At 67.7% G+C, this 23,310-nt stretch carries 24 protein-coding genes, 1 tRNA gene and 2 pseudogenes; 21 read left to right on the top strand and 6 right to left on the bottom strand.

The annotated features are described in order from the left end of the window. Positions 1 to 4 precede the first annotated feature (4 nt). On the top strand, positions 5 to 292 hold the full coding sequence (locus AC4JJG_RS02530) for an antitoxin (protein WP_495399101.1): 288 nt from the start codon (positions 5 to 7) through the stop codon (positions 290 to 292). A 1-nt stretch (position 293) separates the two neighbouring features. On the opposite strand, the gene AC4JJG_RS02525 is transcribed toward AC4JJG_RS02530, so the two are convergent. Beyond that, complete coding sequence (locus AC4JJG_RS02525; RefSeq protein ID WP_495399615.1) at positions 294 to 938, bottom strand: DNA-3-methyladenine glycosylase; 645 nt, start codon at positions 936 to 938, stop codon at positions 294 to 296. Here AC4JJG_RS02525 and AC4JJG_RS02520 point away from each other — a divergent pair. From AC4JJG_RS02520 to AC4JJG_RS02505, 4 genes and pseudogenes are all read left to right on the top strand, one after another. Further along, positions 916 to 1,362 carry a type II toxin-antitoxin system Rv0910 family toxin gene (locus AC4JJG_RS02520; RefSeq protein ID WP_495399616.1) on the top strand — a complete coding sequence of 149 codons (447 nt, stop codon included), beginning with the start codon at positions 916 to 918 and terminating at the stop codon, positions 1,360 to 1,362. The genes AC4JJG_RS02525 and AC4JJG_RS02520 overlap by 23 nt on opposite strands. Positions 1,363 to 1,384: 22 nt before the next feature. Beyond that, positions 1,385 to 3,277: a substrate-binding domain-containing protein gene (locus AC4JJG_RS02515; protein ID WP_495399102.1), complete on the top strand. Its 1,893-nt coding sequence runs from the start codon at positions 1,385 to 1,387 to the stop codon at positions 3,275 to 3,277. 175 nt (positions 3,278 to 3,452) lie between these two features. Continuing rightward, a pseudogene (locus AC4JJG_RS02510) lies at positions 3,453 to 3,995 on the top strand (Mesocentin); the annotation flags it as partial. Further along, a pseudogene (locus tag AC4JJG_RS02505) lies at positions 3,990 to 4,370 on the top strand (mesocentin); the annotation flags it as partial. The pseudogenes AC4JJG_RS02510 and AC4JJG_RS02505, both read left to right, overlap by 6 nt. Positions 4,371 to 4,483: 113 nt before the next feature. Here AC4JJG_RS02505 and AC4JJG_RS02500 read toward each other — a convergent pair. Continuing rightward, entirely contained in the window at positions 4,484 to 5,593 is a 1,110-nt protein-coding gene (locus tag AC4JJG_RS02500; RefSeq protein WP_495399103.1) for an FUSC family protein, read from the bottom strand. A gap of 59 nt (positions 5,594 to 5,652) precedes the next feature. On the opposite strand from AC4JJG_RS02500, the gene AC4JJG_RS02495 reads away from it, so the two are divergent. From AC4JJG_RS02495 to AC4JJG_RS02475, 5 genes are all read left to right on the top strand, one after another. Beyond that, positions 5,653 to 6,174 carry a MarR family winged helix-turn-helix transcriptional regulator gene (locus tag AC4JJG_RS02495; protein ID WP_495399104.1) on the top strand — a complete coding sequence of 174 codons (522 nt, stop codon included), beginning with the start codon at positions 5,653 to 5,655 and terminating at the stop codon, positions 6,172 to 6,174. A 111-nt stretch (positions 6,175 to 6,285) separates the two neighbouring features. Continuing rightward, positions 6,286 to 6,726, top strand: coding sequence for an SRPBCC family protein (locus tag AC4JJG_RS02490; protein WP_495399105.1), 441 nt, complete (start codon positions 6,286 to 6,288; stop codon positions 6,724 to 6,726). Between the two features lie 295 nt (positions 6,727 to 7,021). Then, positions 7,022 to 8,044, top strand: a complete 1,023-nt coding sequence (locus tag AC4JJG_RS02485) for a pirin family protein (RefSeq protein WP_495399106.1) — start codon at positions 7,022 to 7,024, stop codon at positions 8,042 to 8,044. A 6-nt stretch (positions 8,045 to 8,050) separates the two neighbouring features. Further along, the gene (locus AC4JJG_RS02480) at positions 8,051 to 8,476 is read left to right on the top strand and encodes a MarR family winged helix-turn-helix transcriptional regulator (protein WP_495399107.1); all 426 of its coding nucleotides are present in this window, start codon (positions 8,051 to 8,053) and stop codon (positions 8,474 to 8,476) included. Between the two features lie 36 nt (positions 8,477 to 8,512). Then, complete coding sequence (locus tag AC4JJG_RS02475) at positions 8,513 to 9,190, top strand: response regulator transcription factor (protein WP_495399108.1); 678 nt, start codon at positions 8,513 to 8,515, stop codon at positions 9,188 to 9,190. Here AC4JJG_RS02475 and AC4JJG_RS02470 read toward each other — a convergent pair. Further along, the gene (locus AC4JJG_RS02470) at positions 9,163 to 10,503 is read right to left on the bottom strand and encodes a sensor histidine kinase (RefSeq protein ID WP_495399617.1); all 1,341 of its coding nucleotides are present in this window, start codon (positions 10,501 to 10,503) and stop codon (positions 9,163 to 9,165) included. The two genes, AC4JJG_RS02475 and AC4JJG_RS02470, sit on opposite strands and share 28 nt — an antisense overlap. 169 nt (positions 10,504 to 10,672) lie before the next feature. On the opposite strand from AC4JJG_RS02470, the gene AC4JJG_RS02465 reads away from it, so the two are divergent. The 7 genes from AC4JJG_RS02465 to cobF all read left to right on the top strand — a co-directional run bounded on the left by AC4JJG_RS02465 (position 10,673) and on the right by cobF (position 16,279). After that, positions 10,673 to 11,368, top strand: coding sequence for a phosphatase PAP2 family protein (locus tag AC4JJG_RS02465; protein ID WP_495399109.1), 696 nt, complete (start codon positions 10,673 to 10,675; stop codon positions 11,366 to 11,368). Positions 11,369 to 11,379: 11 nt separating this feature from the next. Next, entirely contained in the window at positions 11,380 to 11,853 is a 474-nt protein-coding gene (locus AC4JJG_RS02460; RefSeq protein ID WP_495405737.1) for a DUF2231 domain-containing protein, read from the top strand. Between the two features lie 46 nt (positions 11,854 to 11,899). Beyond that, the gene (locus tag AC4JJG_RS02455; protein WP_495399111.1) at positions 11,900 to 12,655 is read left to right on the top strand and encodes an ABC transporter permease; all 756 of its coding nucleotides are present in this window, start codon (positions 11,900 to 11,902) and stop codon (positions 12,653 to 12,655) included. Positions 12,656 to 12,730: 75 nt separating this feature from the next. Beyond that, positions 12,731 to 12,803: transfer RNA gene (locus AC4JJG_RS02450), tRNA-Arg, on the top strand. 360 nt (positions 12,804 to 13,163) lie between these two features. After that, complete coding sequence (locus AC4JJG_RS02445; protein WP_495399112.1) at positions 13,164 to 14,612, top strand: LGFP repeat-containing protein; 1,449 nt, start codon at positions 13,164 to 13,166, stop codon at positions 14,610 to 14,612. A 70-nt stretch (positions 14,613 to 14,682) separates the two neighbouring features. Further along, positions 14,683 to 15,507, top strand: coding sequence for an SDR family oxidoreductase (locus AC4JJG_RS02440; RefSeq protein WP_495399113.1), 825 nt, complete (start codon positions 14,683 to 14,685; stop codon positions 15,505 to 15,507). A gap of 7 nt (positions 15,508 to 15,514) precedes the next feature. Next, positions 15,515 to 16,279, top strand: coding sequence for a precorrin-6A synthase (deacetylating) (cobF, locus tag AC4JJG_RS02435; RefSeq protein ID WP_495399114.1), 765 nt, complete (start codon positions 15,515 to 15,517; stop codon positions 16,277 to 16,279). 31 nt (positions 16,280 to 16,310) lie between these two features. Here the strand turns inward: cobF and AC4JJG_RS02430 are convergent, their stop codons facing one another. Beyond that, complete coding sequence (locus AC4JJG_RS02430; RefSeq protein ID WP_495399115.1) at positions 16,311 to 17,051, bottom strand: 3'(2'),5'-bisphosphate nucleotidase CysQ; 741 nt, start codon at positions 17,049 to 17,051, stop codon at positions 16,311 to 16,313. A gap of 79 nt (positions 17,052 to 17,130) precedes the next feature. Here AC4JJG_RS02430 and AC4JJG_RS02425 point away from each other — a divergent pair, with 79 nt between their 5' ends. From AC4JJG_RS02425 to AC4JJG_RS02410, 4 genes are all read left to right on the top strand, one after another. After that, on the top strand, positions 17,131 to 18,021 hold the full coding sequence (locus AC4JJG_RS02425) for an Fpg/Nei family DNA glycosylase (protein ID WP_495399116.1): 891 nt from the start codon (positions 17,131 to 17,133) through the stop codon (positions 18,019 to 18,021). Between the two features lie 30 nt (positions 18,022 to 18,051). Continuing rightward, complete coding sequence (locus tag AC4JJG_RS02420; protein ID WP_495399117.1) at positions 18,052 to 18,804, top strand: SDR family oxidoreductase; 753 nt, start codon at positions 18,052 to 18,054, stop codon at positions 18,802 to 18,804. Between the two features lie 184 nt (positions 18,805 to 18,988). Then, the gene (locus AC4JJG_RS02415) at positions 18,989 to 20,395 is read left to right on the top strand and encodes a S1 family peptidase (protein ID WP_495399118.1); all 1,407 of its coding nucleotides are present in this window, start codon (positions 18,989 to 18,991) and stop codon (positions 20,393 to 20,395) included. Between the two features lie 99 nt (positions 20,396 to 20,494). Next, positions 20,495 to 21,025, top strand: a complete 531-nt coding sequence (locus AC4JJG_RS02410) for a hypothetical protein (RefSeq protein ID WP_495399119.1) — start codon at positions 20,495 to 20,497, stop codon at positions 21,023 to 21,025. 4 nt (positions 21,026 to 21,029) lie between these two features. On the opposite strand, the gene pgi is transcribed toward AC4JJG_RS02410, so the two are convergent. Together pgi and AC4JJG_RS02400 are read right to left on the bottom strand one after the other, a co-directional pair. After that, a complete protein-coding gene (gene pgi, locus AC4JJG_RS02405) occupies positions 21,030 to 22,742 on the bottom strand; it encodes a glucose-6-phosphate isomerase (protein WP_495399120.1) in 1,713 nt (570 codons plus the stop codon). Between the two features lie 88 nt (positions 22,743 to 22,830). Further along, complete coding sequence (locus AC4JJG_RS02400; protein WP_495399121.1) at positions 22,831 to 23,163, bottom strand: chorismate mutase; 333 nt, start codon at positions 23,161 to 23,163, stop codon at positions 22,831 to 22,833. Positions 23,164 to 23,310 lie beyond the last annotated feature (147 nt).

Raw genomic sequence — 23,310 nt, 5'->3', positions numbered from 1 at the left:
CCGCATGGATCTCAAGGGACTGGTGGACAAGGCAAAGGCCGCGCTCAAGGGCAACCCGAACCTGATCGACAAGGGCGGCGACGCGATCGACAAGGCGACCGGCGGCAAATACGCGGGTCACGTGGACAAGGCGCAGGACGCGGTTCGGAAGGCCGTCGGCGCCGAGAATCAGCCCGGTAACCCGAACCAACCGGGCAACCCGAACCAACCGGGCAATCAGGGTCAGCCGGGCAACCCGAATCAGCCGGGTAACCCGAATCAGCCGGGTAACCCGAACCCGCCGCAGCAGTAGATCAGCCGCGGCTATCCGCGACGGCCGACTCACCCGGCCTACCGGCACGTGCGTGTCGCCGGTAGGCCGACACCGTCGGATCGCCGGCGATCCAGAATCGCCACGGCACATCCGCGGCCAGACGCACCCCGACGCGGGGACCGGCCTCGATGCGCGGTGTGGTGGTCGTCGGTACCTCACCGGTGAGAACAGTGGCGTCGTCGAGGCAGACGGGCACATCGTCGGTGAGATCGGTGTTCAGGTCGTCCATCGTGATTCCCAGTGCGCGCGTGAGGTTTCCGGGACCACGCGCGAGCCTCTCGTCGGGGACACCGGGGCGTCGCCGACGGGCGATACCGATCCCGTCGACGATCTCACCCGCCCGCAGCAACACGGCCGCACCCTGGTCGGTGGGACCGGTGACGACATTCGCGCAATGGTGACCGTGGATGCGGTAGACGTACAACCGCCCCGACGGCCCGTACATGATCTCCGACCGCGGAGTTCGCGTGAACGCGTGTGATGCCGGATCGTCGCGACCGGCGTACGCCTCCACCTCGGTGATCCGCAGACGCACACCATGACCGATCAGCTCGCGGCCCAGCAATGTGGCGGCGAGCACCGGGACGATAGGCTCTGTGACCATGGCAAAGACGAGTGACTCAATAGACGTTGATCTATCGGTCGACGATACCTGGGCGGCAGCGTCGGATTTGTCGCGGTTCGACGAGTGGCTGCTCCTCCACGACGGCTGGCGTTCACCCGTGCCGACCCGCGACGAACTGGCCGAAGGACTGAAGATCACCTCCGTGGTGAAGGCCAAGGGCACCCGCGTCCGCTTCGACTGGACCATCGAGAAATTCGTCGAAGGTGAGCGCGTCACCCTCAAGGGCGACGGCAAAGGCGGCGTCAAAGCCAAGCTGGACCTGGGAATTGTGCCCATCTCCACAGGTTCGAAGGTAACTTTCACACTTGATCTCGGCGGCCTGCCGTTGATCGGCCCGGCGGGCAAGCTCGCCGCGAAGTCCGTGTCCGGCGACCTCCGAAAGTCCTTGGTGACCTTCCGGGAAATCTTCGGCGAGACAGAATAGTCAGCAGGGAGCACAACACAACATGGGTCGACACAGGTCGGACGGGGACGACAATGCGGGCGGCGCCGAGCAGCCCGGCGGGCAGCAGTCCGGTCGACCCGATTCCAGGTCAGCGTTCCGTCCGGCGGGCGAGGGGGCGTCCGGCCGGACGCCGGTCACGCCTCCGCCGTCCACCGAGCCGCGCAGCGGTCCCATCGACATGCCCTCGACGGGGCCGTTCGACGGCAGGCAGGCACGAGCCGGGACTTCGTCGGAGCGCCGTGCCGCCGGAGACGACGACAAGTTCGGTTTCTCCCATCGCAAGGCGACGACGGGGCGCAGGCCCGGCTGGGTGTGGGTGATCGCGGCGCTGATCCTGGTGGCCGCACTGGTCACCGGATTCATCGTGTGGCGGGCCACCACCGGCGGCTGCTCCGACCGGACGAAGGTGGCCGTCGCCTCCGACCCGGCGATGACCGGCGTGCTGCAGGGTGTGGCGCAACAGGCGTCCGAGGACTCCTGCTACGACTTCGCCGTGACCGGTGTGGCCGGCGCGCAGGTGCCCGGTCAGCTGACCCGCGGCGACGAGACACCGGACCTGTGGGTGGCCGATTCGCAGGTCCAGGCGCGTCGCGTCACCACCCAGGTGCGCACCGACCTCGACATGATCTCGCCGTCCATCGCCACCTCGCCGACGGTCGTCGCAGGCAAGTCGGTGCCCGAACTGTCGAGCTGGGTGAACGTGATGAAGCTGCCGGATCTCCGTACCGGCAGCCCCATCGACACCAGTACCGGTGACGCGCCGATCGTCGGTGCGCTGGCCGAGGTGAACAACGGCAATCTCTCCGAATCCGAACTGACACAGGCGATGACGGTCCTGGCGGTGCAGCAGAACAATGCCCGCCTGGCCAACGACAACGAGGGCACCCGTCTCAACCTGGCGAACACCTCCGACGTTCCGGTGGTGACGACCGAACAGCAGTACCTGCTCTTCACGCGTACCCACCCGGGGTCGGAACTCAAGGCATCGGCGCCCAAGGACGGCACCGTGATGCTCGACTATCCGCTCGTCAACACGGCGTCGGCGGCCAACCGTGACACCGCGGCGGCCGCGGGCAAGGTGCTCGCCGACGCGCTCGGCTCGGAGGCCGGGCTGAAGAAGCTCAACGAATCCGGCTATCGCGACGCGAAGGGCACCCCGCTGCCCGACGGCGTCGGCATCGGCCAGGTCAACACGCTGACCCTGAAGGATCCGTCGCAGGTGGACAAGGCCATCCGGCAGTGGCAGGTGCTCGGTGTACCGATCCGCACGCTGGTCGTCCAGGACACCTCGGGCTCCATGTCGGCGGCGACCGGCGGCAAGACGCGCGCCGAACTGCTCATCGACGCGTCGATCACCGGTCTGCAACTGTTCCCGAACAACGCCATGATCGGCGGCTGGGCGTTCGGCATCGACAAGGGCGGACCGGATCAGGATTATCGCTGGATGGCCCCGATCCGTCGCCTCGACGCTCCCTCGGCCAACGGCGGCACACATCGGGACGAGTTGGCGCGCACCGTTCGTCAGGGACTGGCGCCCGCACAATTGGGCGGCGGCACCGGTCTGTACGACACGACCCTGGCCGCGTTCAAGGAGGTGCAGAACTCCTACGATCCGAATTACTCGAACTCGGTCATCATCATGACCGACGGACAGAACGAGGATCCGAACAGCATCGGCCTCGACGAACTGCTCGCACAGTTGAAGAAGCTCGAGGATCCGGCGCGGCCGGTGCTGGTGCTGACCATCGGCATCTCCGACGACGCCGACACCGATGCCCTCAAGGCGATTGCCGACGCGACCGGAGGCACCACGTACGTCGCCAAGAATGCGCAGGACATCAAGACCGTGTTCGTCGACGCCATCCAGGCGCGCGTCGCGGCCGCGGGGCGCTGATCGGGCGGTCCGCATGTGGACAGAATTCCTGTGGTGGAGCGCCGTGTTCGAGCCGAAGTGAACACCGCTGCACATCACGGATCGCAAATGTCAGTAAATGGGGGCTTTTGTCCCTTGTGCCCGATTATAGTTGCCGACGCACGTATGTGATCGTCGAACCGTAGGGACACTGACCATGAGACGATTGTTCGCCCTAGTCGCCGTATTCTGTTGCGGCGCACTGTTCCTGTCCGGCTGCGGATCGTCGGACAACACGTCGTCGACGGCGTCGTCGACGTCGAAGAAGGCTCGCATGGTCGTGCATGGCGACCCGAGTAAACCGGATCCCCGCGTCCAGGGCTGGGACACCCGGGGGCTGCCGATCAACGGCGGTCCCGTCGGTGCGGACGGGTCGACCGGCAACAACCTGACTCGTGACTACTGTTCCGCGAATCAGGATCCGGCGTGCCCGGTCGGCTCCTTCGTCGGACCGCATGTCGCCTATCACCCGAAGCACGGGGGATGGGACGGCAACGGCATGCCGGTCAACGGTGGTCCGGTGGGAGCGGACGGTTCGACGAACAACGGTCTGACACAAGAGTTCTGTGCGAAAAATGAAGACCCGGGCTGTCCGAAGGGCAGCTATGTGGGGCCCAATGCGATCCGGGACCCGAGGGGTGGTCCCGGGTATGTCAGGTGTGAGGGCACCATCTGCACCAATCCCGATCACGGTGCCGGACCGGGTGGTCAGCGAGGCAGTTGGGGTGCCGGCGGCAGACCGGTCGGTGGAGGGCCGGTTGGTGCGGACGGTTCGACGGGCAACAATCTGACGCGCGAATACTGTGCGCGGAACCAAGACCCGGCGTGTCCGTCCGGTAGTTACGTCGGCCCCGATGCGATCCGGGATCCGAAGGGTGGATCGGGTTACGTCGCGTGCGAGGGCACGGTCTGCACCAATCCGAACAAGGGCGCAGGGGGTACTCCGGGGATGTGGGATTCGGACGGTCAGCCCGCCAATGGCGGTCCGACCGGTGCGGACGGGTCGACCGGCAACAACGTGAGCCAGGACTACTGCGCCAACAATCAGGATCCGGCTTGTCCCGCAGGCAGTTACACGGCCGATGACGGTGGCGCTCCCGACCCTGGCAACTGACAATCGGTCGTCGGCCGGCACCGCTGGGCGGGCTGCACCGCGCAATCCGCGTCGCCCGGCGGTGACCGCCGTGGTCAGTTCCGGTGCAGCTCGTGCCGGCCGATGGTGATGGCTGCGACGACGATGCCGATGACCACGCCGATCAGGGTGTCGCCGACGCGGTCCATCGCCGCCGACGGGCTCAGGCCCGCGCTGAGTGCGGTGAGCAGCAGTGCCATCGGGGTCACGGCGGTCGAGGTGACCGCGTAGTTCGCGGGGGCCATGATCTCGGCCGTGATCAGGCAGACGACGATGGCCACCACCGAACCCCAGTAGCCCAGTCCCAATGCGAGCAGTCCGGCGGCGATGAGTCCGCCTGCGATGTTGCCGAGCAGTCGCTGCGCGCCACGGGTCACCGTGACGTGGTAGATGGCGCCCTGCATGGCGGCGATCGCGCCCATGGCCGCCCACATCGGGTGCGACAGGCCGATGGCGGTGGCCACGGTGGCGCTCAAGGCCGCCGCGACGACGATCCGGATGCTGTTGACCACCAGATCTTTTCGGGGCGGAGTGCGCAGGTCGTCCCACACCGTCGCGTGCCGGACGGGTGGGTGGTCCGCGTCGTTTCGGGTCGAGGGCCGCAGCACGTCGAGGAGCCAGGGAGCGAGCGAGGCCGCGATCCCGCTGAGGGCGCCGACGGCGGCGGCGATCACGGCGCGCGTGAGATCGTCTGTGCTGTGGGCGAATCCGGCGGCGCCGGTGGCGGCGAAGACGAAGATCACCGCGCCGGGGCCGACGATGTGCAGCATGGCGACCAGGAGTGCGGCGATGCCGCCGAGTAGGGAGATGACGGCGATCTCGACCGCGACGGGTGCGTCGGCGATGCCGACGATCGAACCGATCCCGACGGCGCCGACGACCCCGACGCCGAGTGCCGTGAGGCGTTGGACGCGAACGGGATAGGCGTCGGGGCGGCAGAAGGCCGCGACGGTCGCGCCGAGTGCGGCGAAACCCGCCACATCACGCTGTCCGGTCAGTCCACCGACGATCAGCATCAATCCGACGGCGATGCCGACCCGGATTGGCACGGCGACGCTGGTCCTGCTCATGTCGACGGTCAGCGCCGATCGCCACGTCGACGGCCGGACGACGTGGGTCAGCGCGTCGTAGCGGTTGCGCAGCAGCGGGGTGGTTGAGGTCGGCACGCCGGATAATCTACCACTGTTTTAGTAGTAAAATAAATGGCACGGCCTACGATGCATCAATGAGTGGTGAACATGTCGACGGAGAGGACGCCGGAATGTCCGACCTGGTCGACCGCATCCAGCAGGAGTGGTCGTCGGCGTACCCGCACCTCGACACCGCGCCGATCGGCGTACTCGGCCGCATCCAGCGGATCGCGGCGCTGACCAGCCACCGGCTGGACCGCAATCTGGAGGCGCACGACATCACGCGATCGGAATTCGACGTGCTCGGTGCGCTGGTCCGGGCCGATCACCCGCTGCGGGCCGGCGACGTGGTGTCCACGACGATGCTCAGCGGAGCCTCGATCACCAAGCTCACCGACAGTCTCGCGCGCCGTGGACTCATCGAACGACGGAAGTCCGACCGTGACGGGCGGGTGGTGCTGCTCGCGCCGACGGAGCAGGGACGCCGCCTCGTCGACGCCGAGATTCCCCGTCGGCTGGTGGACGACGAGAGTGCCCTGGCGGCGTTGTCCGCCGACGAGCGGGCGACGCTCGCCGAGTTGCTCCGCCGGATATCGCTGACTCTCGGCGAGGCCTGATATCGGCGGTTTCGCGTATCTCGGAGTGGTGTCACGCCTGATTCAGGTGTGATGGATACCATGTTCGTCGATTCGAAGTCGGGGAACCCAGGCTAGGGGAGGAACACACTCATGGCGGTCATTCGGCATACGGCCAAGGTCGGGCGGGAGCGCGCGCTGGCATTCGACTACGTGAATGCCCACGAGACCGTGCCGGACTGGATGTTCGGCGTCACACGCTTCGATCCGGTCACCGAACAGACCGTCGGCCTCGGTGCCACCTTTGCCGCGACGATGAAAATCGGTCCGAAGTCGCTCAACAGCACTCTGCGGGTCACCGAATACGTCGAGAGCGAAGTGGTCCGTCTCGATTCCGTCGACGGTCTCGACGTGAGCACCACCTGGCGGTTCAGCGATGTCGACGGCGGCACCGAGGCCGACGTCGAGTTCGCCTACAACCTGCCCGGCGGCTTCGCGGGCCGGGCACTCGCGGCGATCATCGAGCCCGTGGTGGGGCAGGCCATCCGGCACACCGAGTCCAAGCTCACCGCCCAGGTCGAAGCGCTGGACTGAGCGCTGCGCGTGCCTCATTGACGGGGAAGTCGATACGTCGACTCGCCGGCCGTGTCTGCTGATCGAGTAGGCCGAGGCGCCAGCCGAGGACGTATCGAGATCTCGATACGTCGACTCGCTGGCGCTCGCCGACTACTCGATCAGCGGCCGGGGGGGCTGGCGCTCGCCGACTACTCCATCAGCGGCCGGTGCACACGCCGGGGAATATATAAGCCTGCGCATGCATTGATTGGGGTGTCGCGCCGTATCGGTGGCGACCACAGCGACATCAATGACGAACAGAGAGGTGTGGGCAATGGCCACAGTGCAGAACCAGGTCGTCGACCTGGGCCGGCCCTGGCGCGGAGTGGGACCGTTCATCTTCGCCAGCCGGCACGTCGACGCATACCCGCGGGGCAACGAGAATCTCGGACCCGCCGAGGACATCAGTAATCGCCCGCTGGGCAACGACTTTCGCCATCCGTCCGGGTGGAGCATGTATCACGGCACGGAGGTGCCGGGCTTCCCCGGGCATCCGCACCGGGGGTTCGAGACCATCACCATCGTGCGCGGCGGATTCGTCGATCACGCCGACTCGACCGGTGCGGGCGCCCGCTACGGCGCGGGTGACGTCCAGTGGGTGACCGCCGGACGGGGCGTGAGCCATTCCGAGATGTTCCCCCTGCTGAACACCGACGCGGACAACCCTTTCGAGCTGTATCAGATCTGGCTGAACCTGCCGGCGAGCGGCAAGAAGGAACCGCCGGAGTTCACCATGCAGTGGCGTGAGGACATCCCGTCCGTCGTGCCGGCCGACGCCACCGGCGACGTCCGGGTGATGGTCATCGCGGGCGAATTCGACGGCGCCGCACCGGTATCGCCGCCGCGTGCCTCATGGGCGTCGAATCCGGACGCCGACGTGGCGGTCTGGCTGATCGACATGGCACCGAACTCCTCGATGACGTTGCCCGCCACCGGAAACGCGGCCACCGAACGGCTGCTGTACGTGCACGGGGACCACGCATCGGTGACCGTCGACGGCGCACGGGTCGTTGAGGGTGAAGGCTACCCGCAGACCGAGCAGCGCGCGCTCCGGCTCGAGACCGGTGACGATCCGGCGACCATCCTCGTCCTGCAGGGCGTGCCGATCAACGAACCGGTGGCCTCGTACGGACCGTTCGTGATGAACACCCCGGAGGAGATCCAGGAGGCCTTCGACGATTACCGCCGTACCCAATTCGGCGGCTGGCCCTGGCCGTCGGACGGCCCGGTGTACGAGCGTTCGACGCCGCGCTTCGCCAAGCACGGCGACGGCCGCACCGAATACCCGGAAAGCTGACGCCGGATGGATGCGGTCGATGCCTGGCATGCGCTGATCACGGCGTACGGCACCCTGTCGGCGAAGATGTGCACGGTGCTCGACGACGCGTACCGGGTGAGCCTGCCGGAGTTCGAGGCGCTGCTCTGGATCGACCGGTCCGGTGACGAGCCGATCTCCGCGATCGACCTCACCGATCGTCTGCTGCTCACCCAGAGCGGCGCGACGCGGCTCGTCGGGCGTCTGGAGCGTGCGGGGTATGTCACCCGCACGGCCTCCAGCGCCGATGCCCGGCGCAAGGACATCGCTCTCACCGATCGTGGCCGGTCCGCGATCGCCGACATGCGCACCATCCATGCCGCGCAGATCCGGGAACTCATCGGCGAACACCTGTCCGATCCGGAGATCGACCAGCTCACCGAACTCCTGCGCAAACTCGTACCGGGTTCGTGAGCGTGGCGCCCGGCACACGCATGGGATGATGACCGCATGCGGGTGCTGGTGGTGGACGACGACCGCAACATCGCGGAGACGGTGCGGCGCATGATGATCGCGCAGGGCTGGGTCGTCGACGTCGAGTACGACGGCGTGGCCGGACTGGAGAAGGCGACCACCGAGCCGTTCGACGCCGTCGTTCTCGACATCCTGATGCCCGGTCTCAACGGATATGAGGTGCTGCACCGGATGCGCGCGGGCGGCGTCTGGACGCCGGTGCTGATGCTCACCGCCAAGGACGGTGAGTACGACCAGGCGGAGGCGCTCGACGGAGGCGCCGATGACTATCTCACCAAACCGTTTTCGTTCGTGGTGCTCATCGCGCGACTGCGCGCTCTCGTCCGTCGCGGCGCGCCTGTGCGCCCGGCCGTGCTCGTCGCGGGCTCATTGAGGCTCGATCCGGCCGCGCACACCGCATTCCGCGGAGAGACCGAATTGACGTTGACGCCAAGGGAATTCGGGATGCTGGAATTCCTGATGCGCCGCAAGGGTGAGGCGCTCACCAAGGCGGAGATCCTGGATTCGGTGTGGGACATCAACTATCGCGGCGACGAGAATGTCGTCGAGGTGTACGTGAGCTATCTGCGCAAGCGGATCGACGTGCCGTTCGGCACCCACGCGATCGAGACGGTGCGCGGCGTCGGCTATCGGCTCGCCGCCGATGGCGGCTGATCGTCGGACGCGTCGACGGGCAGCGTGAATCCGACGGTGGCGCCGCCTGCGGGAGTGTCGGCGACGATCATCGTGCCGCCGTGCGCACGGACGATCTCGGCCACGATCGCGAGGCCGAGACCCGAACCGCCACCGTCTCGTTCGCGTGAGTCGACCAGGCGGACGAAGCGCTCCAGAATCCGGCTCTTGTCGGCGTCGGGTATGCCGGGTCCGTCGTCGGAGACGGTCACGGTGACGTTCGCGCCGCCGGCGTCGAGGGAGATGTCGAAGGTGAGTCGTCCGGTGGTGTGCCGTGTAGCGTTGTCCGCGATATTGCGCAGTGCCCGGGTCAGGGTCGCGACGTCCCCACGGACACGTGCGGGCACGACATGCGCGCCGATCTGCCACCGCCCCAACGCCTCCAGGCGATCGATCTCGGCGCCGACGATGTCGTCGAGATCGACATCGGTGAGCCGCAACGGGATTCCGTTCTCGTCGGCGCGCGCCAGGAACAGCAGGTCGGAGACCATGCTCTGCAGCCGGATCGCCTCCGGCATCATCACGGTCCGAACGGTGGCCGCATCGAGTCCCTGACCTGTCTCACCTGCGAGGTCCAGCAGCCCCACGAGCGTCGTGAGCGGACTGTTCAGTTCGTGCGAGGCGTCGTTGACGAAGCGCGTCTGCTGGGTCCGCGCGGTGTCGATACGGTCCAGCAACGAGTTCATCGTGCCCGCCAGTCCGGCGATCTCGTCGCCGGTCGGCGGTACCGGGACGCGACGATGGGTGTCGCCGCCGGAGATGTCGTCGACCTGTCGTCTGATGTCATCGACGGGCCGGAGTGCGCGGCCCACGAAATAGTGGGTCAGCACGGCCATCCCGATCACGATGAGCGGGAACAACACACAGCACAGCACCGCGACGAGTGCGACCGTGCCGTCGAGTCGGTGTTCGGACGTACCGACCTCGATGGTGAATGGGCCGCTCGTGGAGTCGGCGCCGAGAATCGTGGCGCGGTATTCGGTGCCGTCGGGCATCGCCCGCGCCTCGCGGATGGTCCGCTGCACCCCGGCGGCGACCGGGGCGGTGAGCGGCTGTGTCACGCGCGGATGGCTGGACAGCGCCACCCGTCCGTCGCCGTCGACGATCTGGATGAGGTCGATGTCGCGGCTCGTGGTGAGCATCGGGCCGTCGATCCCGTCGATGCCCTCGGTGCGGATGGCATCGGCGATCTGGTGTGCGCGTGCCGATGTCGACGAGTCGGCGATGTGGACGAGCACCTGGTGGATCGTCAGCAACAGGATGGCGGCCGCCACGGCGAGGGCCACCGTGACCATCGCGGTGGCCAGCAGCGTCAGCCGGGTGCGGACCGGGCGGGTCCACCGCGCCAGTCGGCGTCTCCAGGTCGATCCGTCCGCCTCCACCTCTGTGACGATAGCGCGTGTCCGGTTCGTGCCGAGGCCGTCACTCAGCGTTCACTAAGCGTCGGTTGACCAGCATGGACCCATGAACGATGCGATGAGACGGGGATGGTCGGCCGCGGGCCTGCTGATGGTGGTGCTGGTGACCGGGGTGGTGCTGATCGGGCATCAGGGGCCGATCCTGGCGGATCAGGGATTCACCGACTGGATCGTCGGACATCGTGGCGACACCTCGGTGGTGGCCGGATTGTCGGAGATCTTCGGACCGGTTCTGGTGTCCGTCTGGACCGTCGTCGCGGCCCTGATCCTTCTGGTCCGTGACCGGTCGGCGGAGCGTGCGTTGTCGCTGGTGGCGGTGGTTCTCTCGGCCGCGGTGATCACCGAGGTCATCAAGCTGATCGTCGCGCGTCCCCGGCCGCCGCTGCACTACCACGCGGGTGTCGCCGAGATGACGTACTCCTACCCGTCGGGTCATGTGACCGGGACGAGCGCACTGGTGCTCGGGGTCGCGATCCTCGGGTCGGTGTCCGCACGTCCGGTGGTCCACCGGTGGATGGTGACGGTCGGCATCGTGATCGTCGCGCTGGCCGCGGGCACTCGTCTCTACCTGGGTGTGCACTGGCTCAGTGATGTACTCGCCGGATTCGCGGTCGGTGCCGCGTCGGCGCTGGTGATACCCGACCTCGTGACCGTGGCCCTACGGCGGGTCGCGAATCCGACAACCGGGATCGGACGCTTCTCCGGTCATCAAAACTCGGCGCAAACCGTCACTGCGCGTTAGGATTTCGAATTGTGGAAACCATCAATGGGCTGCCGGCCCATCCGCTGTTCGTACACCTCGCGGTCGTGAGCATACCGCTGGCGGGTGTGCTCGGGATTCTTTCCGTCGTCTGGCCCGCCGCGCGACGGCGACTGGGCGTCATCACGCCGATCGTCGCGCTGGTCGCGATGGTCATCACGCCACTGACCACGTCGGCGGGCGAGGCGCTGGAGAAGACGACGGGCAGCAATCCGAAGCTGGCCGAGCACACCGAACTGGGCGGGCAGATGATCGGCTGGGTCGCAGCACTTTTCGTGGCGATCGTGCTGTTCTGGGCGTTGCACACCCCGCAGATCGTCGACCGTGCCGGTGGTGTGCTGTCGCCGACGGTGCGGACGGTCGCCGCATGGATTCTCGGTCTGGCGGTCGTCGCGGTCGGTATCGGGGCCATCGTCATGACCCTCCTCGTCGGCGATTACGGCGCACAATCGGTATGGGGCCGCTGAGAGCCCGTGCGGTGGCGGCGAATCCGCCGGAGGACGGAGTGATCCGATGACGTCGGTGGGGGATGCGGTCATCCGGATCGGCCCCATGCTGGCCGTCGTCGTGGTGGTCCTTGCGGTGCTGGCGGTCGCGGTCAACGCGCTCGGGGACACCGGCTTCACGCGGCAGGCCGCGGTGGCGACGATCCGTGCGGCCGTCCAACTCGCCGCCCTGGCCGCCGTTCTCGGAGTGGTCATCCAGAACATCTGGGCCACCTGGGCTTTCGTGGCGGTGATGGCACTGGCCGCGGCGTGGTTCTCCGCCGGGCGGATCACTTCCGGTGCGGGCAGCGTGACCGGTGGGCTGCGATGTCTGATTCCCGTTGCCGCGCCGACGATCATCATCGTGGTGATCCTGGTACTGATCGGTGTGCTGCCGGCGACCGGGCTCGCCATCATCCCCACCGCGGGCATCATGTTCGGGGGCGCGATGAACACGGCGTCTCTGGCCGGGCGCCGTGCGCACGACGAATTGCGCACGCGCAGCGGCGAAGTCGACGCCGCACTGTCGCTCGGATTCCTGCCCCGCGATGCCCGGATGGAGATCTCCCGGACCGCCGCGGCCACCGCGCTGGTGCCCGGGATCGATCAGACCCGGTCGGTCGGCCTCGTCACCATCCCCGGTGCCTTCGTCGGCATGGTGCTCGGCGGCGCGTCGACCACCGCGGCGGCGGTCATGCAGTTGTTCGTCCTCGTCGCGCTACTGGCCGTCGGCTCGATCGCGATGGTCGTCACCTGCGAACTCGTGGCCCGCCAGGTGCTCTGAGATCATGCCGACGCCGGAACCCGGCTGCCGCTGACGTAGACTCTCGACGTCGGCCACCATCACCGGGTGCCGTCCGCTCCCGTAGCTCAGGGGATAGAGCACGGCTCTCCTAAAGCCGGTGTCGCAGGTTCGAATCCTGCCGGGAGCACTCCTGAGAGGTCTTCTCCTCCCGTTGTGCCGGGAACAATCGTGATTTCGGGCAGTGAAATGCAACCGAGAACAAACGCTGGGCCCGGCAGTTCCGGAATTGCCGTCCGCGGTGCCCGATCGATGAATGAATCCGCTGTGCGCCGAACGGTTTTCGTGGTGTCGTGCCGATAAGCAGAATGGTGTGGATGATCGTTCCGCTCCGTGGAATCACCGTTGCGGAATCACCGTTTATGCGCGAGATATCGGCATGACGATCATCACGTCTTTTCCGGTTCGCTCGGCACCTACCGGTTATATAGGGCAGATTATGACGTTGGGCGGATACAGCCGCTCACCCATACAGACGAGTTGAGGTGGAATGACTACTTCACAGACACGACGAGGTGTCCGGGCCCGGGGAGTGCTCCTCGGGTTCATCGCGACGGCGAGTGCGGCGCTGCTGATGGCGCCCCAGGCCGCCGCTGATCCCCGTGCCGACGCCGAGAAGGCCATCACGACGCTCGCCGAGCAGGTGCAGAAGGGCGACGCCGACCAGGGGCAGGCCGGCAACGGCCTCGGCGCCAAGCGTGGCGGCATCGTGCCCGCCGGTGACGGCTTCGAGCAGAAGTTCGCCGGTGGCTCCGTGTTCTGGTCCGAGAAGACCGGTGCCGCCGTGCTCTACGGCGCCATCCTCGACAAGTTCCGCGCCGAGCAGGGACCCGCGGGCACCCTCGGGTTCCCGGCCTCCAACGAGGGGCCCGCCGAGTACCGTCCCGTGAGCCGTGTCGCGAAGTTCGCGGCCGCCGACGCACCGAAGATCTACTGGACCCCGTCGACGGGGGCGTGGGTCGTGCGCGGCCCGATGTCGGCGGCCACCGACAAACTGGGCGCCGACCTGGGCGCCCCGGTCGCTGCTGCCACCACCTCCGGTGATCAGATCACGCAGAAGTTCGCCAACGGCTCGCTGACGTTCAACAAGGCCACCGGGGCGTGGGCCGGCACCCCGAACGTCAACTGGGCCACCGCCCTGTCGGGCGTGGCGATACCGGGTATGCCGGACGCCGGCACACCCGACGCGACCACCCCGGCGACGGAATCCACCGCCCCGAGCGGTGACACCGCCACGGAGGTGACCGGCTCGGAGGAGAGCGAGTTCAACTGGTGGTGGTTGATCATCCCGTTCCTGATCGTCCTGCTCGGTCTGCTGCTGGCGTGGCTGTGGCGCAATCTTCGCCGGCCCACCGCGACCACACCGGATCCCCAGCTCGTCGGCCCGGCCTCGGGCGCCTCGGCGACCACGACCGCTGATCGGCCGGACGCCGGTGCGCGGACCACGGATCTGAAGACCAGCACCACGGGCACCGCGGCGGCCGCTGCCGCGGGTGCCGCGGCGGCGGGTGCGGCCATCAAGGGCCGTCGCGACGACACCGGCGCAGATGCGGCGACGGGTACCGCCGACGGGACGGGCGCCGCGGACTCCGGTGATGGCACCGGGCCGGGCACGTCCGGTCTGGCCGGTGCGGCAGGAGTGGGCGGTGCCGCTGCCGCCGGTGCCGCGGCTGCGAGCGCGGCCAAGCACGGCTCCGGCGACGGCATCGGCACCTACGTGAAGGGCGGCGTCGAGACGCCGGTACCGGTGGGTGCTCACCTGCCTCTCGACGATCGGGCCGAGGCGCCGGACGGTTATCCCATCAAGGGGGACGCCGACTCGGGCCGCTACCACACGCCGGGTCTGCCGACGTACCGGGAGGTCGTCGCGGAGATCTGGTTCGCCACCGAATCCGCCGCGGAGGCGGCCGGCTATCACAAGGCGGATACCACCGAGTAGACCGACGACGGAACGTCTTCCGGGCCCGGCACCATGTGGTGCCGGGCCCGCTGTTGTATACGGTGACAGTGTGGTTGCACAGACAGATACACCGCAGGTCGTCCTGGTCACCGGCGCGTCGAGCGGCATCGGCGCCGAGGTGGCGCGACTCTTCGCCGAACGCGGTCACACCGTGTACGGGACGAGCCGGCATCCCGGCTCGGTCGCGAACCCCATCCCGGGCGTCCGCTATGTGCGGCTCGACAACGCCGACTACGCGACCGCGCAGGAATGCGTCGACGAGGTCGGCGACATCGACATCCTGATCAACAACGCGGGCGAGAGCCAGGCGGGTGCGCTCGAGGACACCTCCATGGAGGCCATCGAAAAACTCTTCGCCACCAACGTCTTCGGGCCCGTCGCGATCACCAAGGCGGTGCTGCCCGGCATGCGGGAGCGGCGCCGGGGCACGGTGGTGATGGTCGGGTCCATGCTGTCGAGCTTCCCGGTCGCCTTCCGATCCACCTACGCGGCCACGAAGTCCGCACTCAAGGCCTTCGCATTGGCCACGCGCCGCGAGGTGGCGCCGTACGGCATCCGGATGATCTCGGTCGAACCCGGCACCATCGCCACCGGCATCGGCGATCGCCGCAGCATCCACATCGGTGCCGATTCGCCCTACCGCGCCGAGTACGAGACCCTCGCGGCGGCCACCCGCAAGAACGAGGACGCCGGGATCTCGGGTGCGCAGATGGCGGAGGTCATCGTCGACGCCGCGCTCGCCGAACATCCGAAGCCGTTCTACGCCAAGGGGAACCGGGCCGGGATCGTTTTTCTGCTCCGGCGCCTGGTGCCGCGGCAGTGGGTGCTGGACATGACGGCCCGCAAGCACGGGCTGCCCTCGGTCAAGATCTGAGCAGTCGATGCGAATCGCGTTGCGGGTCATCGGGATCGGACCCGGTGGCCCTCGGCAGATCACCCTCGAGGCGATCGATGCCATCGCCGGCGTCGACGTCTTCCTCATGCTCGACAAGGGCGATGCGCGCAGGTCGCTCGGTGAGGTGCGCACACAGATCCTCGCCGAGCACGCGGCGCCCGGACACCGGGTCGTCGAGGTGGTGGATCCGCCACGCGACCGGAACCCCGCCGACTACGACGCCGAGGTGCGCCGATGGCATGCCGTCCGCGCCGAGTTGTTCGCCGACGTCCTGCGCGCCGAGGTACCCGACGGCGGCGTGGCGGCTTTCCTCGTCTGGGGCGATCCGGCCCTGTACGACAGCACCTTACGGATCGTCGACGATCTGATCGCGCACACCGACCTGGATCTCGATGTCACGGTGATCCCCGGCGTCACCAGTGCGAGTGCGCTCACCGCCGCGCACCGCATCACCGCCAACCGGATCGGCGAGCCGATCCACATCACCACCGGCCGCAGGCTGCCGGACACCCCGGCCGGGGCCGACGGCAATCAGATCGTCATGCTCGACGGTGATCTCGCATTCCGCCACACCGCTCACCCCGACGATCACATCTGGTGGGGCGCCTACGTCGGCACCGACGATCAGGTGCTGATCAGTGGCCGCGTCGGCGATGTCGCCGACGAGATCGTCCGCGTGCGCGCGCAGGCGCGCGAGCGGATCGGCTGGATCATGGACATCTACCTCATCCGGTCCGGGCGCTCCGACTGAGCCCGGTGGTCCCGTCCGACGTTCCCGCGGGTCACCAGACCTCGTCGAGCGCGGCCATCGTCGCATCGCGGATCTCGGTGCGGCAGATGACGAAGTCCGGCATGTAGGGGTGACGCTGGTTGTAGACGATGGGGGAACCGTCGAGCCGGCTGCAATGCAGTCCGGCGGCGAGCGCGACCCCGACCGGTGCGCAGTTGTCCCATTCGTATTGCCCGCCGGCGTGGACGTAGGCGTCGACGTCGCCGCGCACCACGGCCATCGCCTTGGCACCCGCCGAGCCGATGCCGATCATGTTGAGCGACAAGCGGCGTGACACCCAGGCGGACTCGTAGGAGCCGCCGTAGCGGGACGCGGCCATCCGGCCGGTGAGCGGTCCCGGCGGCGCGGGCACGGTGTCGGACCGGAAGAGTTCCCCGGTCGCGGGCAGCGCGACGGCGGCCTCGGTGACCTCGCCGTCGACGGTGAGTGCGACGTGGACCGCCCAGTCGTTCGAACCGTTCGCGAATTCCTTTGTGCCGTCGAGAGGGTCGATGATCCACACGCGCCGGTTCCGCATCCGGTCGCCGACGTCGCGGGCCTCCTCGGACAGAACGGCGTCGTCGGGCCGATGCGTCTGCAGGACCTGCGATATCCAGGTCTGGGCCATCGCGTCGCCGAGATCGCCGAGCCGCCGGCCCATGAGCAGATCTCCGTGCAGCACACCACGCAACACCTCGCCGGCGCCTTCGGCGAGGTGTGCGGCCAGATCGGCGTCGGAGACACGGGAGGTCATCCACCTACTACATCACGTCCGGTGACCGCGTCGGCGTGAGCGGGCGGTGTTCGCACCCCGTATGCCGCACAATGGACTCATGCCTGAGCTTCCCGAGGTGGCGGCGATCGCGGCGTACCTGGATGATCGTGCCACCGGTTTTCCCATCCGCCGCGTCGACGTGGCCTCACTGGCCGTGCTCAAGACCGCCGACCCGCCGTATACGGCGCTGACCGGGCGGATCGTCGAATCGGTCGGACGCATCGGCAAGTATCTGGTGATCACCACCATTCCCGGAAACGCCGAGCAGGTCGACGAACCGGCGATCGCCCTGGTCATCCATCTGTCCCGGGCCGGATGGGTTCGCTGGAGCGACCAGTTGTCGCAGACCCCGCCGAAACCGGGCGGCAAGGGACCCATCGCGCTGCGGGTGCACTGCGGGATGCCGGGGGAGGGTTTCGACGTCACGGAGGCCGGCACCCAGAAGCGACTGGCCGTGTGGATCGTGCGGGATGTCGCGGAGATCGACCGGATCACCACACTCGGGCCCGACGTACTGGCGCTGTCCCGCGAGGAGTTCGGCGAGATCCTCGCCGGTGCCGGCGGCCGCATCAAGAACGTGCTGACCGATCAGCGGACGATCGCCGGGGTGGGCAACGCCTACTCCGACGAGATCCTGCACACGGCAAGACTTTCGCCGTTCGCGACCGCCAAGTCGCTGAGCGAGGCGCAGGTCGACGGACTCTACGACGCGACACGCTCGGTGCTGACCGATGCGATCGGCAGGCTCGAAGGTCAGGAGGTCGCGCGCCTGAAATCCGAGAAACGCACCGGGTTGCGCGTGCACGCGAGGACCGGACTGCCATGTCCGGTGTGTGGGGACACGGTCCGCGAGGTGTCCTTCGCCGACCGCTCCTTCCAGTACTGCCCGACATGTCAGACCGGCGGCAAGGTGCTCGCCGACCGTCGCATGTCGCGCCTGCTCAAGTGACACGGTGCGGCACCGGGTAGCTTGGCGGCCGTGAGTGCACCCACCCGACAGAAGATTCTGATCAGCGGCGCCAGCTCCGGTCTGGGCGAGGGGATGGCCCGGCGGTACGCCGCTCGGGGCCGCGACCTGGCGTTGTGCGCGCGGCGCCTCGATCGGCTCGACGCGCTCGCCGGAGAACTGCGCGACGCGTCGTCCGGGCAGATCGCGACCGCCGCGCTCGACGTCACCGACACCGCCGCGGTACCGGCCGTCTTCGGTGCCCTGGCCGACGAACTGGGCGGCCTCGACCGCGTCATCGTCAACGCGGGCCTGGGCAAGGGAGCGCCCCTCGGCACCGGACACGCCGGCGCGAACATCGAGACGGTGCAGACCAACCTCGTCGGCGCGCTGGCTCAGGCCGAGGCGGCGCTGGAGATCTTCCGGGCACAGAACCGCGGCCACCTGGTGCTGATCAGCTCGATGAGCGCGGTGCGGGGTCTGCCCAAGGCGCAGGCGGCGTATTCGGCATCGAAGGCCGGACTGACGGCGCTCGGCGAGGGATTGCAGGCGGAATTCGCCGGATCGCCGATCACCGTGTCGGTGATCGCGCCGGGCTACATCGAGACCGACATCAACCGGGGTGTGCGCACGGCGATGATGACCGACACCGACAAAGGCGTCGACGCCCTCGTGGGGGCCATCGACAAGGAGCCCGCGTTCGCGCCCGTGCCGTCCTGGCCCTGGGTCCCCATCGCCGCGGCGCTGCGTCACCTGCCCCGGGGTATCACCCGCCGGCTGGTCTGAGGTTCATTCGGTCGTACGACGTGAACGGGAATGTCTCGGTGCTCTGCGATAATCTCACCCACGAGCCGCGACGATGATCGACGGTCGAAGGCACTCGACCAATGCGCACCACGTTCGTGGGAAACGAAACGAATGAGAAACAGGGGTCAGGCTCATGGCGCGGCGAGTTCTCCAATGTGTGGCCGTGGGAGCGGCGGTGCTGTGTGCGCTCCTGGGGGTGCAACCGGTCGCGGGCGCGGCGCCCCCTACCCACTCGATCGCCGAACAGGTCGGGCCGTCGCTGGTACACATCACGACGGAGTTCAGCGGCCAGGTGGAGGTGCCGTTCGTCGACGGCCCGCTGTGGACCCCGAAACTCACCATGAAGACCGGATGCACCGGGTACATCGTCGATCCGAAGGGATTTATCGCGACGGCCGGTCACTGCGTCAACGGCGAGGACGACGAGATCCTGAACGGTCTGCGCGAGCAGGCGATCATCGAACTGGTGAAGGCGGGCAATCGCGACAAGGAATGGGCGCTCACCACCCTGGAGACCGCCAAGCGCAACAAATGGCCGGTGCGCAACGCGGCGGGCACCGTCGGCGAGACCGATCGTGAGGTCACCGTCCGCCAGCCAGCCAGCGACTACCGGGTCTTCGGTGAGGAGACACCCGTCGAGGTCGTCGACTTCCAGGAATTCGATGACGGCGACAACGCGATTCTCAAGGTCGATACATCGAAAAAGCTGACCGCCCTGGTGATCTCGTCCCGGACGCCGTCACCCGGTGACCAGATCACGAGTATCGGTTTCCCGGGCGCCGTGGGCGCCGTGGTCGATGAGTCGACCGTGCCGCAGCCGTCCTACAAGGGCGGCACGGTGTCCTCGCGGCAAACCGTGCAGGGCGGCCTGGTCCGCACCGAGGTGTCAGCAGAGATGGGCACCGGAATGTCCGGTGGGCCGACGGTGAATACCCAGGGTGCGGTCATCGGCACGAACTCCTTCGGATCCAAGACCGACGCGATCTCCTCGTTCTATTTCACGACCGACAACGCGGCGCTGCGGACCTATCTGGAGAGTCACGGCGTCACCTTGCGCGCCGAGCAGGGCGACGAATCGTCGGGCATGAGTATGTGGGTCTGGCTGGGGCCGCTGATCGGGGTGGGGGCCCTGCTGATCGTCGGCGGAATCATCCTTCTGCTACGGCGCCGCAAGCGGCAGCCGTCGCCGCCGATGGGACCGATGGGTATGCCTCCGGGGATGGGCGGCAACGGATTCGGGCCGCCCGGCCCGCCGATCACGCAGGGGCCGCCTCCGCCGTCTCAACAATTCGGTCGACCGGGTGGTCCGCCGATGGGTGGTCCGTCACCGACCGCGCCGGGGCCCGGCCGGGCGATGCCCCCTCGGCAGGTGCCGCCACAACCGATGCCGCCACAACCGGTGCCCCCGCAACCTGCTCCGCCCACGGGTCCGTTCCGTCCGCAGGGGCAACCGGGCGCGGGAGGTTTCCCGCCGCAGGGGCCACCTGCGACGGGAGGTTTCCCGCAGGCCGGTCCGCCGCCGGCGGGACCGTTCGGTGGGCCGCCCCGCCCGGGGCCTGCGACTCGCTGAGATCAGGCCGGGGCCGGCTCGGACCGACGGTCGCAGGCGACAGGCCGCGCGGCCGTGCGTGCCGGGCCACCCGGGCGTCGTGTGCGTAAGGTGACCGGTGTGTCGGCAAAACAAGGACAGACGGTTGCGCATGGCGCATTTCAATTGTTCGGTGAGCAGCGACGATCCGAGGTCGGTGAGGTACTCGGCGACGTCTTCGGCCGCACGGTCCACGTGCTGGCCGCCGACTGGCGCGGCATCGTCTACTTCACCCTCGACGACGATCCGGAGATCGCTCCCGACACGGTGGTGGGTTTCGATCCGTCGAGCGGCAGCTCCGGCCCGCTGACCTCCGTCGACGAGGTGCTCGCGGCAGTACGCTCCGGCGACATCGCGCAGGCCGTCGACGACGCAAGCTTTGATGCGTGGCGCACCGCGACCGGCACCCGATCGCTGGACATGGGCGACTGCGTGCCGCCCGTCGTCCTCGAGTTCATGGGTGGCGACCCGGCCGAGAGGTCAACGGAGCCACAGGATCTCGTGACCTTCATCGCGGTGGCGGCCACGTTGATGGCACGTCTGGACGAGCTGGGCGTCGAGCCCGGCGCCCCCATTCCCGACGAGGTCTTCGACGACGACCGCTGGGCCTGAGGCGTCAGGGGGTGCGCCCCCGCTGTTCGCGGTACCAGCGCACGAGTTCGTCGGTGGACGAATCCCCTTGTGGGGCAGGGGATTGCTTCTCGGTGATCGTCTCGAGCATCTCGATCGCCTGCTTCTTCCCGAGTTCCACACCCCACTGGTCGAAGGAGTTGATACCCCAGATGCTCCCCTCGACGAAGACCTGGTGCTCGTAGAGCGCGATCAACTGCCCGATCGCCGACGGTGTCAGTTCCGGCGCCATGATCGAGGTCGACGGCCGGTTGCCCGGCATCACCTTGTGGGCCACCACATGAGAGTCGACGCCCTCCGCGGCGATCTCATCGGCGGTCTTGCCGAAGGCCAGCACCTTGGTCTGCGCCAGATAGTTGCTCATCAGCAGGTCGTGCATGGAGCCGGTGCCGTCGGCGGTCGGCAGATCGTCGGTGGGCCGGGCGAAGCCGATGAAATCGGCCGGGATCAGCCGTGTGCCCTGATGCAAGAGCTGGTAGAACGCGTGCTGTCCGTTGGTGCCGGGTTCGCCCCAGAACACCTCCCCGGTGTCGGTCGTGACGTGATGTCCGTGTGCGGTAACCGATTTCCCGTTCGACTCCATCGTCAACTGCTGTAGATAGGCGGCGAAACGCGCCATGTCGTTGGCATAGGGGAGGACCGCCCGGGTCTGCGCATCCCAGAAATTCGTGTACCAGACTCCGAGGAGGCCGAGGATCACCGGAGCGTTCTGCTCGAGTGGTGCCGTACGGAAATGCTCGTCGATGACACGGAATCCGGACAGGAAGTCGGCGAAATTCTCCTTCCCGATGGCGGCCATGACGGCGAGGCCGATGGAGGAGTCGACCGAATACCGGCCGCCCACCCAATCCCAGAATCCGAACATGTTCGCGGTGTCGATACCGAACTCGGACACCGCGTCGGCGTTGGTGGAGACCGCGACGAAATGTTTGGCGATCGCCTCCTCGGAGGCGTCGAGTCCCTGGAGCAACCAGCGTTTGGCGGCGGCCGCGTTGGTCAGCGTCTCCAGAGTGGTGAAGGTCTTCGACGCGATGATGAACAATGTCGTCTCGGGATCGAGGTCGGCCAGCGTGCCCACCATGTCGGCCGGGTCGACATTGGAGACGAAATGGCAGCGGATGCCGGCGTCGGCGTAATGACGCAGTGCGCCGTAGACCATGGCGGGGCCCAGATCGGAACCGCCGATGCCGATGTTGACGACATCGGTGATCTTCTTGCCGGTGTGGCCGGTCCATTCGCCGCTGCGCAGGCGATCGGTGAATTCGCCCATGGCGGTGAGGACTTCGTGGACATCGTGTACGACGTCGCGTCCGTCCACGGTCAGCGTCGCGTCGGACGGCAGACGCAGGGCCGTGTGCAGGACCGCGCGATCCTCCGAGGTGTTGATGTGCTTCCCGGAGAACATCGCGTCGCGTTTGTCCTCGAGTCCCGTTTCCCTCGCCAGACTGAACAACAGTTCCATCGTGTCCCGCAGGACCAGGTTCTTGGAGTAGTCGATGTGCAGATCACCGGCGTCGACGGTCAGTTCACGCCCGCGATTCGGGTCAGCCGCGAAGATCTCCCGCAGATGCATCGAATAGACATGCGGCTGATGCGCGGTGAGCGCCTGCCACGTCTGCGTGGCGGTGATGTCCTCGTGATCGCCGGTGTCGGAGTCGGTTCGCTCGCTGGTCTGATAGCCACTGCCGGAGTCGGTCATGATCCTCACCCTATGCGGTCTGGATCACAGCCGCGATGCGTCGTCCCGGCCGTCATCCGGACATCCGACGTGAGCGGCGGGCCTACCGCTACCGGCCCAGCGGACCGCGGCCCAGGCGCAGCAGCAGCATCGCCAGGGTGTGACCCTCCGGGCCCAGGTCGGAGAACCGATCGAGAACCTTGACCTCGCGACTGTGCACCAGGCGGGGCCCACCCGAGGCCATACGTGCGGCACCGATCTTCTTCGACACCGCGGATCGCCGTTTGATGGCGGCGAGGATCATCGCGTCGAGCCGGTCGATCTCGAGACGCAATACATCGATGTCGTCGTCGAGTGCCGAGACGTCGTCGCCGAGATCGTAATCGTCGGCGTCGAACGGCGTCGCGGTCCTGTCGCCGGGGTCGGTGGAGTCGTCGGTCACGCCGACGATTCTGCCACGCTGGGGATTTTGTCCAGCGGATCGGGGCCGCGACACTGGACCCCATGCTGAGTGGGCGCCGGGGGCAAAGCGGGCAGGTCGGACAGGATCGTCGGGGGCGCGACGAGCGGCCCGGAGCCGATCATCGCC

This window comes from Gordonia sp. B8661-1 (assembly GCF_059427765.1).
This window is presented reverse-complemented; position numbering and strand designations above follow the sequence as displayed.

Bases quoted from the DNA above. Each gene is read 5' to 3' on its own strand.
- AC4JJG_RS02430 (WP_495399115.1), bottom strand. From the start codon at position 17,051: ATGACCTCCCGTGTCTCCGACGCCGATCTGGCCGCACACCTCGCCGAA.
- AC4JJG_RS02425 (WP_495399116.1), top strand. From the start codon at position 17,131: ATGCCTGAGCTTCCCGAGGTGGCGGCGATCGCGGCGTACCTGGATGAT.
- AC4JJG_RS02445 (WP_495399112.1), top strand. From the start codon at position 13,164: ATGACTACTTCACAGACACGACGAGGTGTCCGGGCCCGGGGAGTGCTC.
- AC4JJG_RS02515 (WP_495399102.1), top strand. From the start codon at position 1,385: ATGGGTCGACACAGGTCGGACGGGGACGACAATGCGGGCGGCGCCGAG.
- AC4JJG_RS02470 (WP_495399617.1), bottom strand. From the start codon at position 10,503: ATGGTCACGGTGGCCCTCGCCGTGGCGGCCGCCATCCTGTTGCTGACG.
- pgi (WP_495399120.1), bottom strand. From the start codon at position 22,742: ATGACCGACTCCGGCAGTGGCTATCAGACCAGCGAGCGAACCGACTCC.
- AC4JJG_RS02520 (WP_495399616.1), top strand. From the start codon at position 916: ATGGCAAAGACGAGTGACTCAATAGACGTTGATCTATCGGTCGACGAT.
- AC4JJG_RS02465 (WP_495399109.1), top strand. From the start codon at position 10,673: ATGAACGATGCGATGAGACGGGGATGGTCGGCCGCGGGCCTGCTGATG.
- AC4JJG_RS02475 (WP_495399108.1), top strand. From the start codon at position 8,513: ATGCGGGTGCTGGTGGTGGACGACGACCGCAACATCGCGGAGACGGTG.
- AC4JJG_RS02455 (WP_495399111.1), top strand. From the start codon at position 11,900: ATGACGTCGGTGGGGGATGCGGTCATCCGGATCGGCCCCATGCTGGCC.
- AC4JJG_RS02495 (WP_495399104.1), top strand. From the start codon at position 5,653: ATGAGTGGTGAACATGTCGACGGAGAGGACGCCGGAATGTCCGACCTG.
- AC4JJG_RS02485 (WP_495399106.1), top strand. From the start codon at position 7,022: ATGGCCACAGTGCAGAACCAGGTCGTCGACCTGGGCCGGCCCTGGCGC.
- AC4JJG_RS02480 (WP_495399107.1), top strand. From the start codon at position 8,051: ATGGATGCGGTCGATGCCTGGCATGCGCTGATCACGGCGTACGGCACC.
- AC4JJG_RS02530 (WP_495399101.1), top strand. From the start codon at position 5: ATGGATCTCAAGGGACTGGTGGACAAGGCAAAGGCCGCGCTCAAGGGC.
- AC4JJG_RS02490 (WP_495399105.1), top strand. From the start codon at position 6,286: ATGGCGGTCATTCGGCATACGGCCAAGGTCGGGCGGGAGCGCGCGCTG.
- cobF (WP_495399114.1), top strand. From the start codon at position 15,515: ATGCGAATCGCGTTGCGGGTCATCGGGATCGGACCCGGTGGCCCTCGG.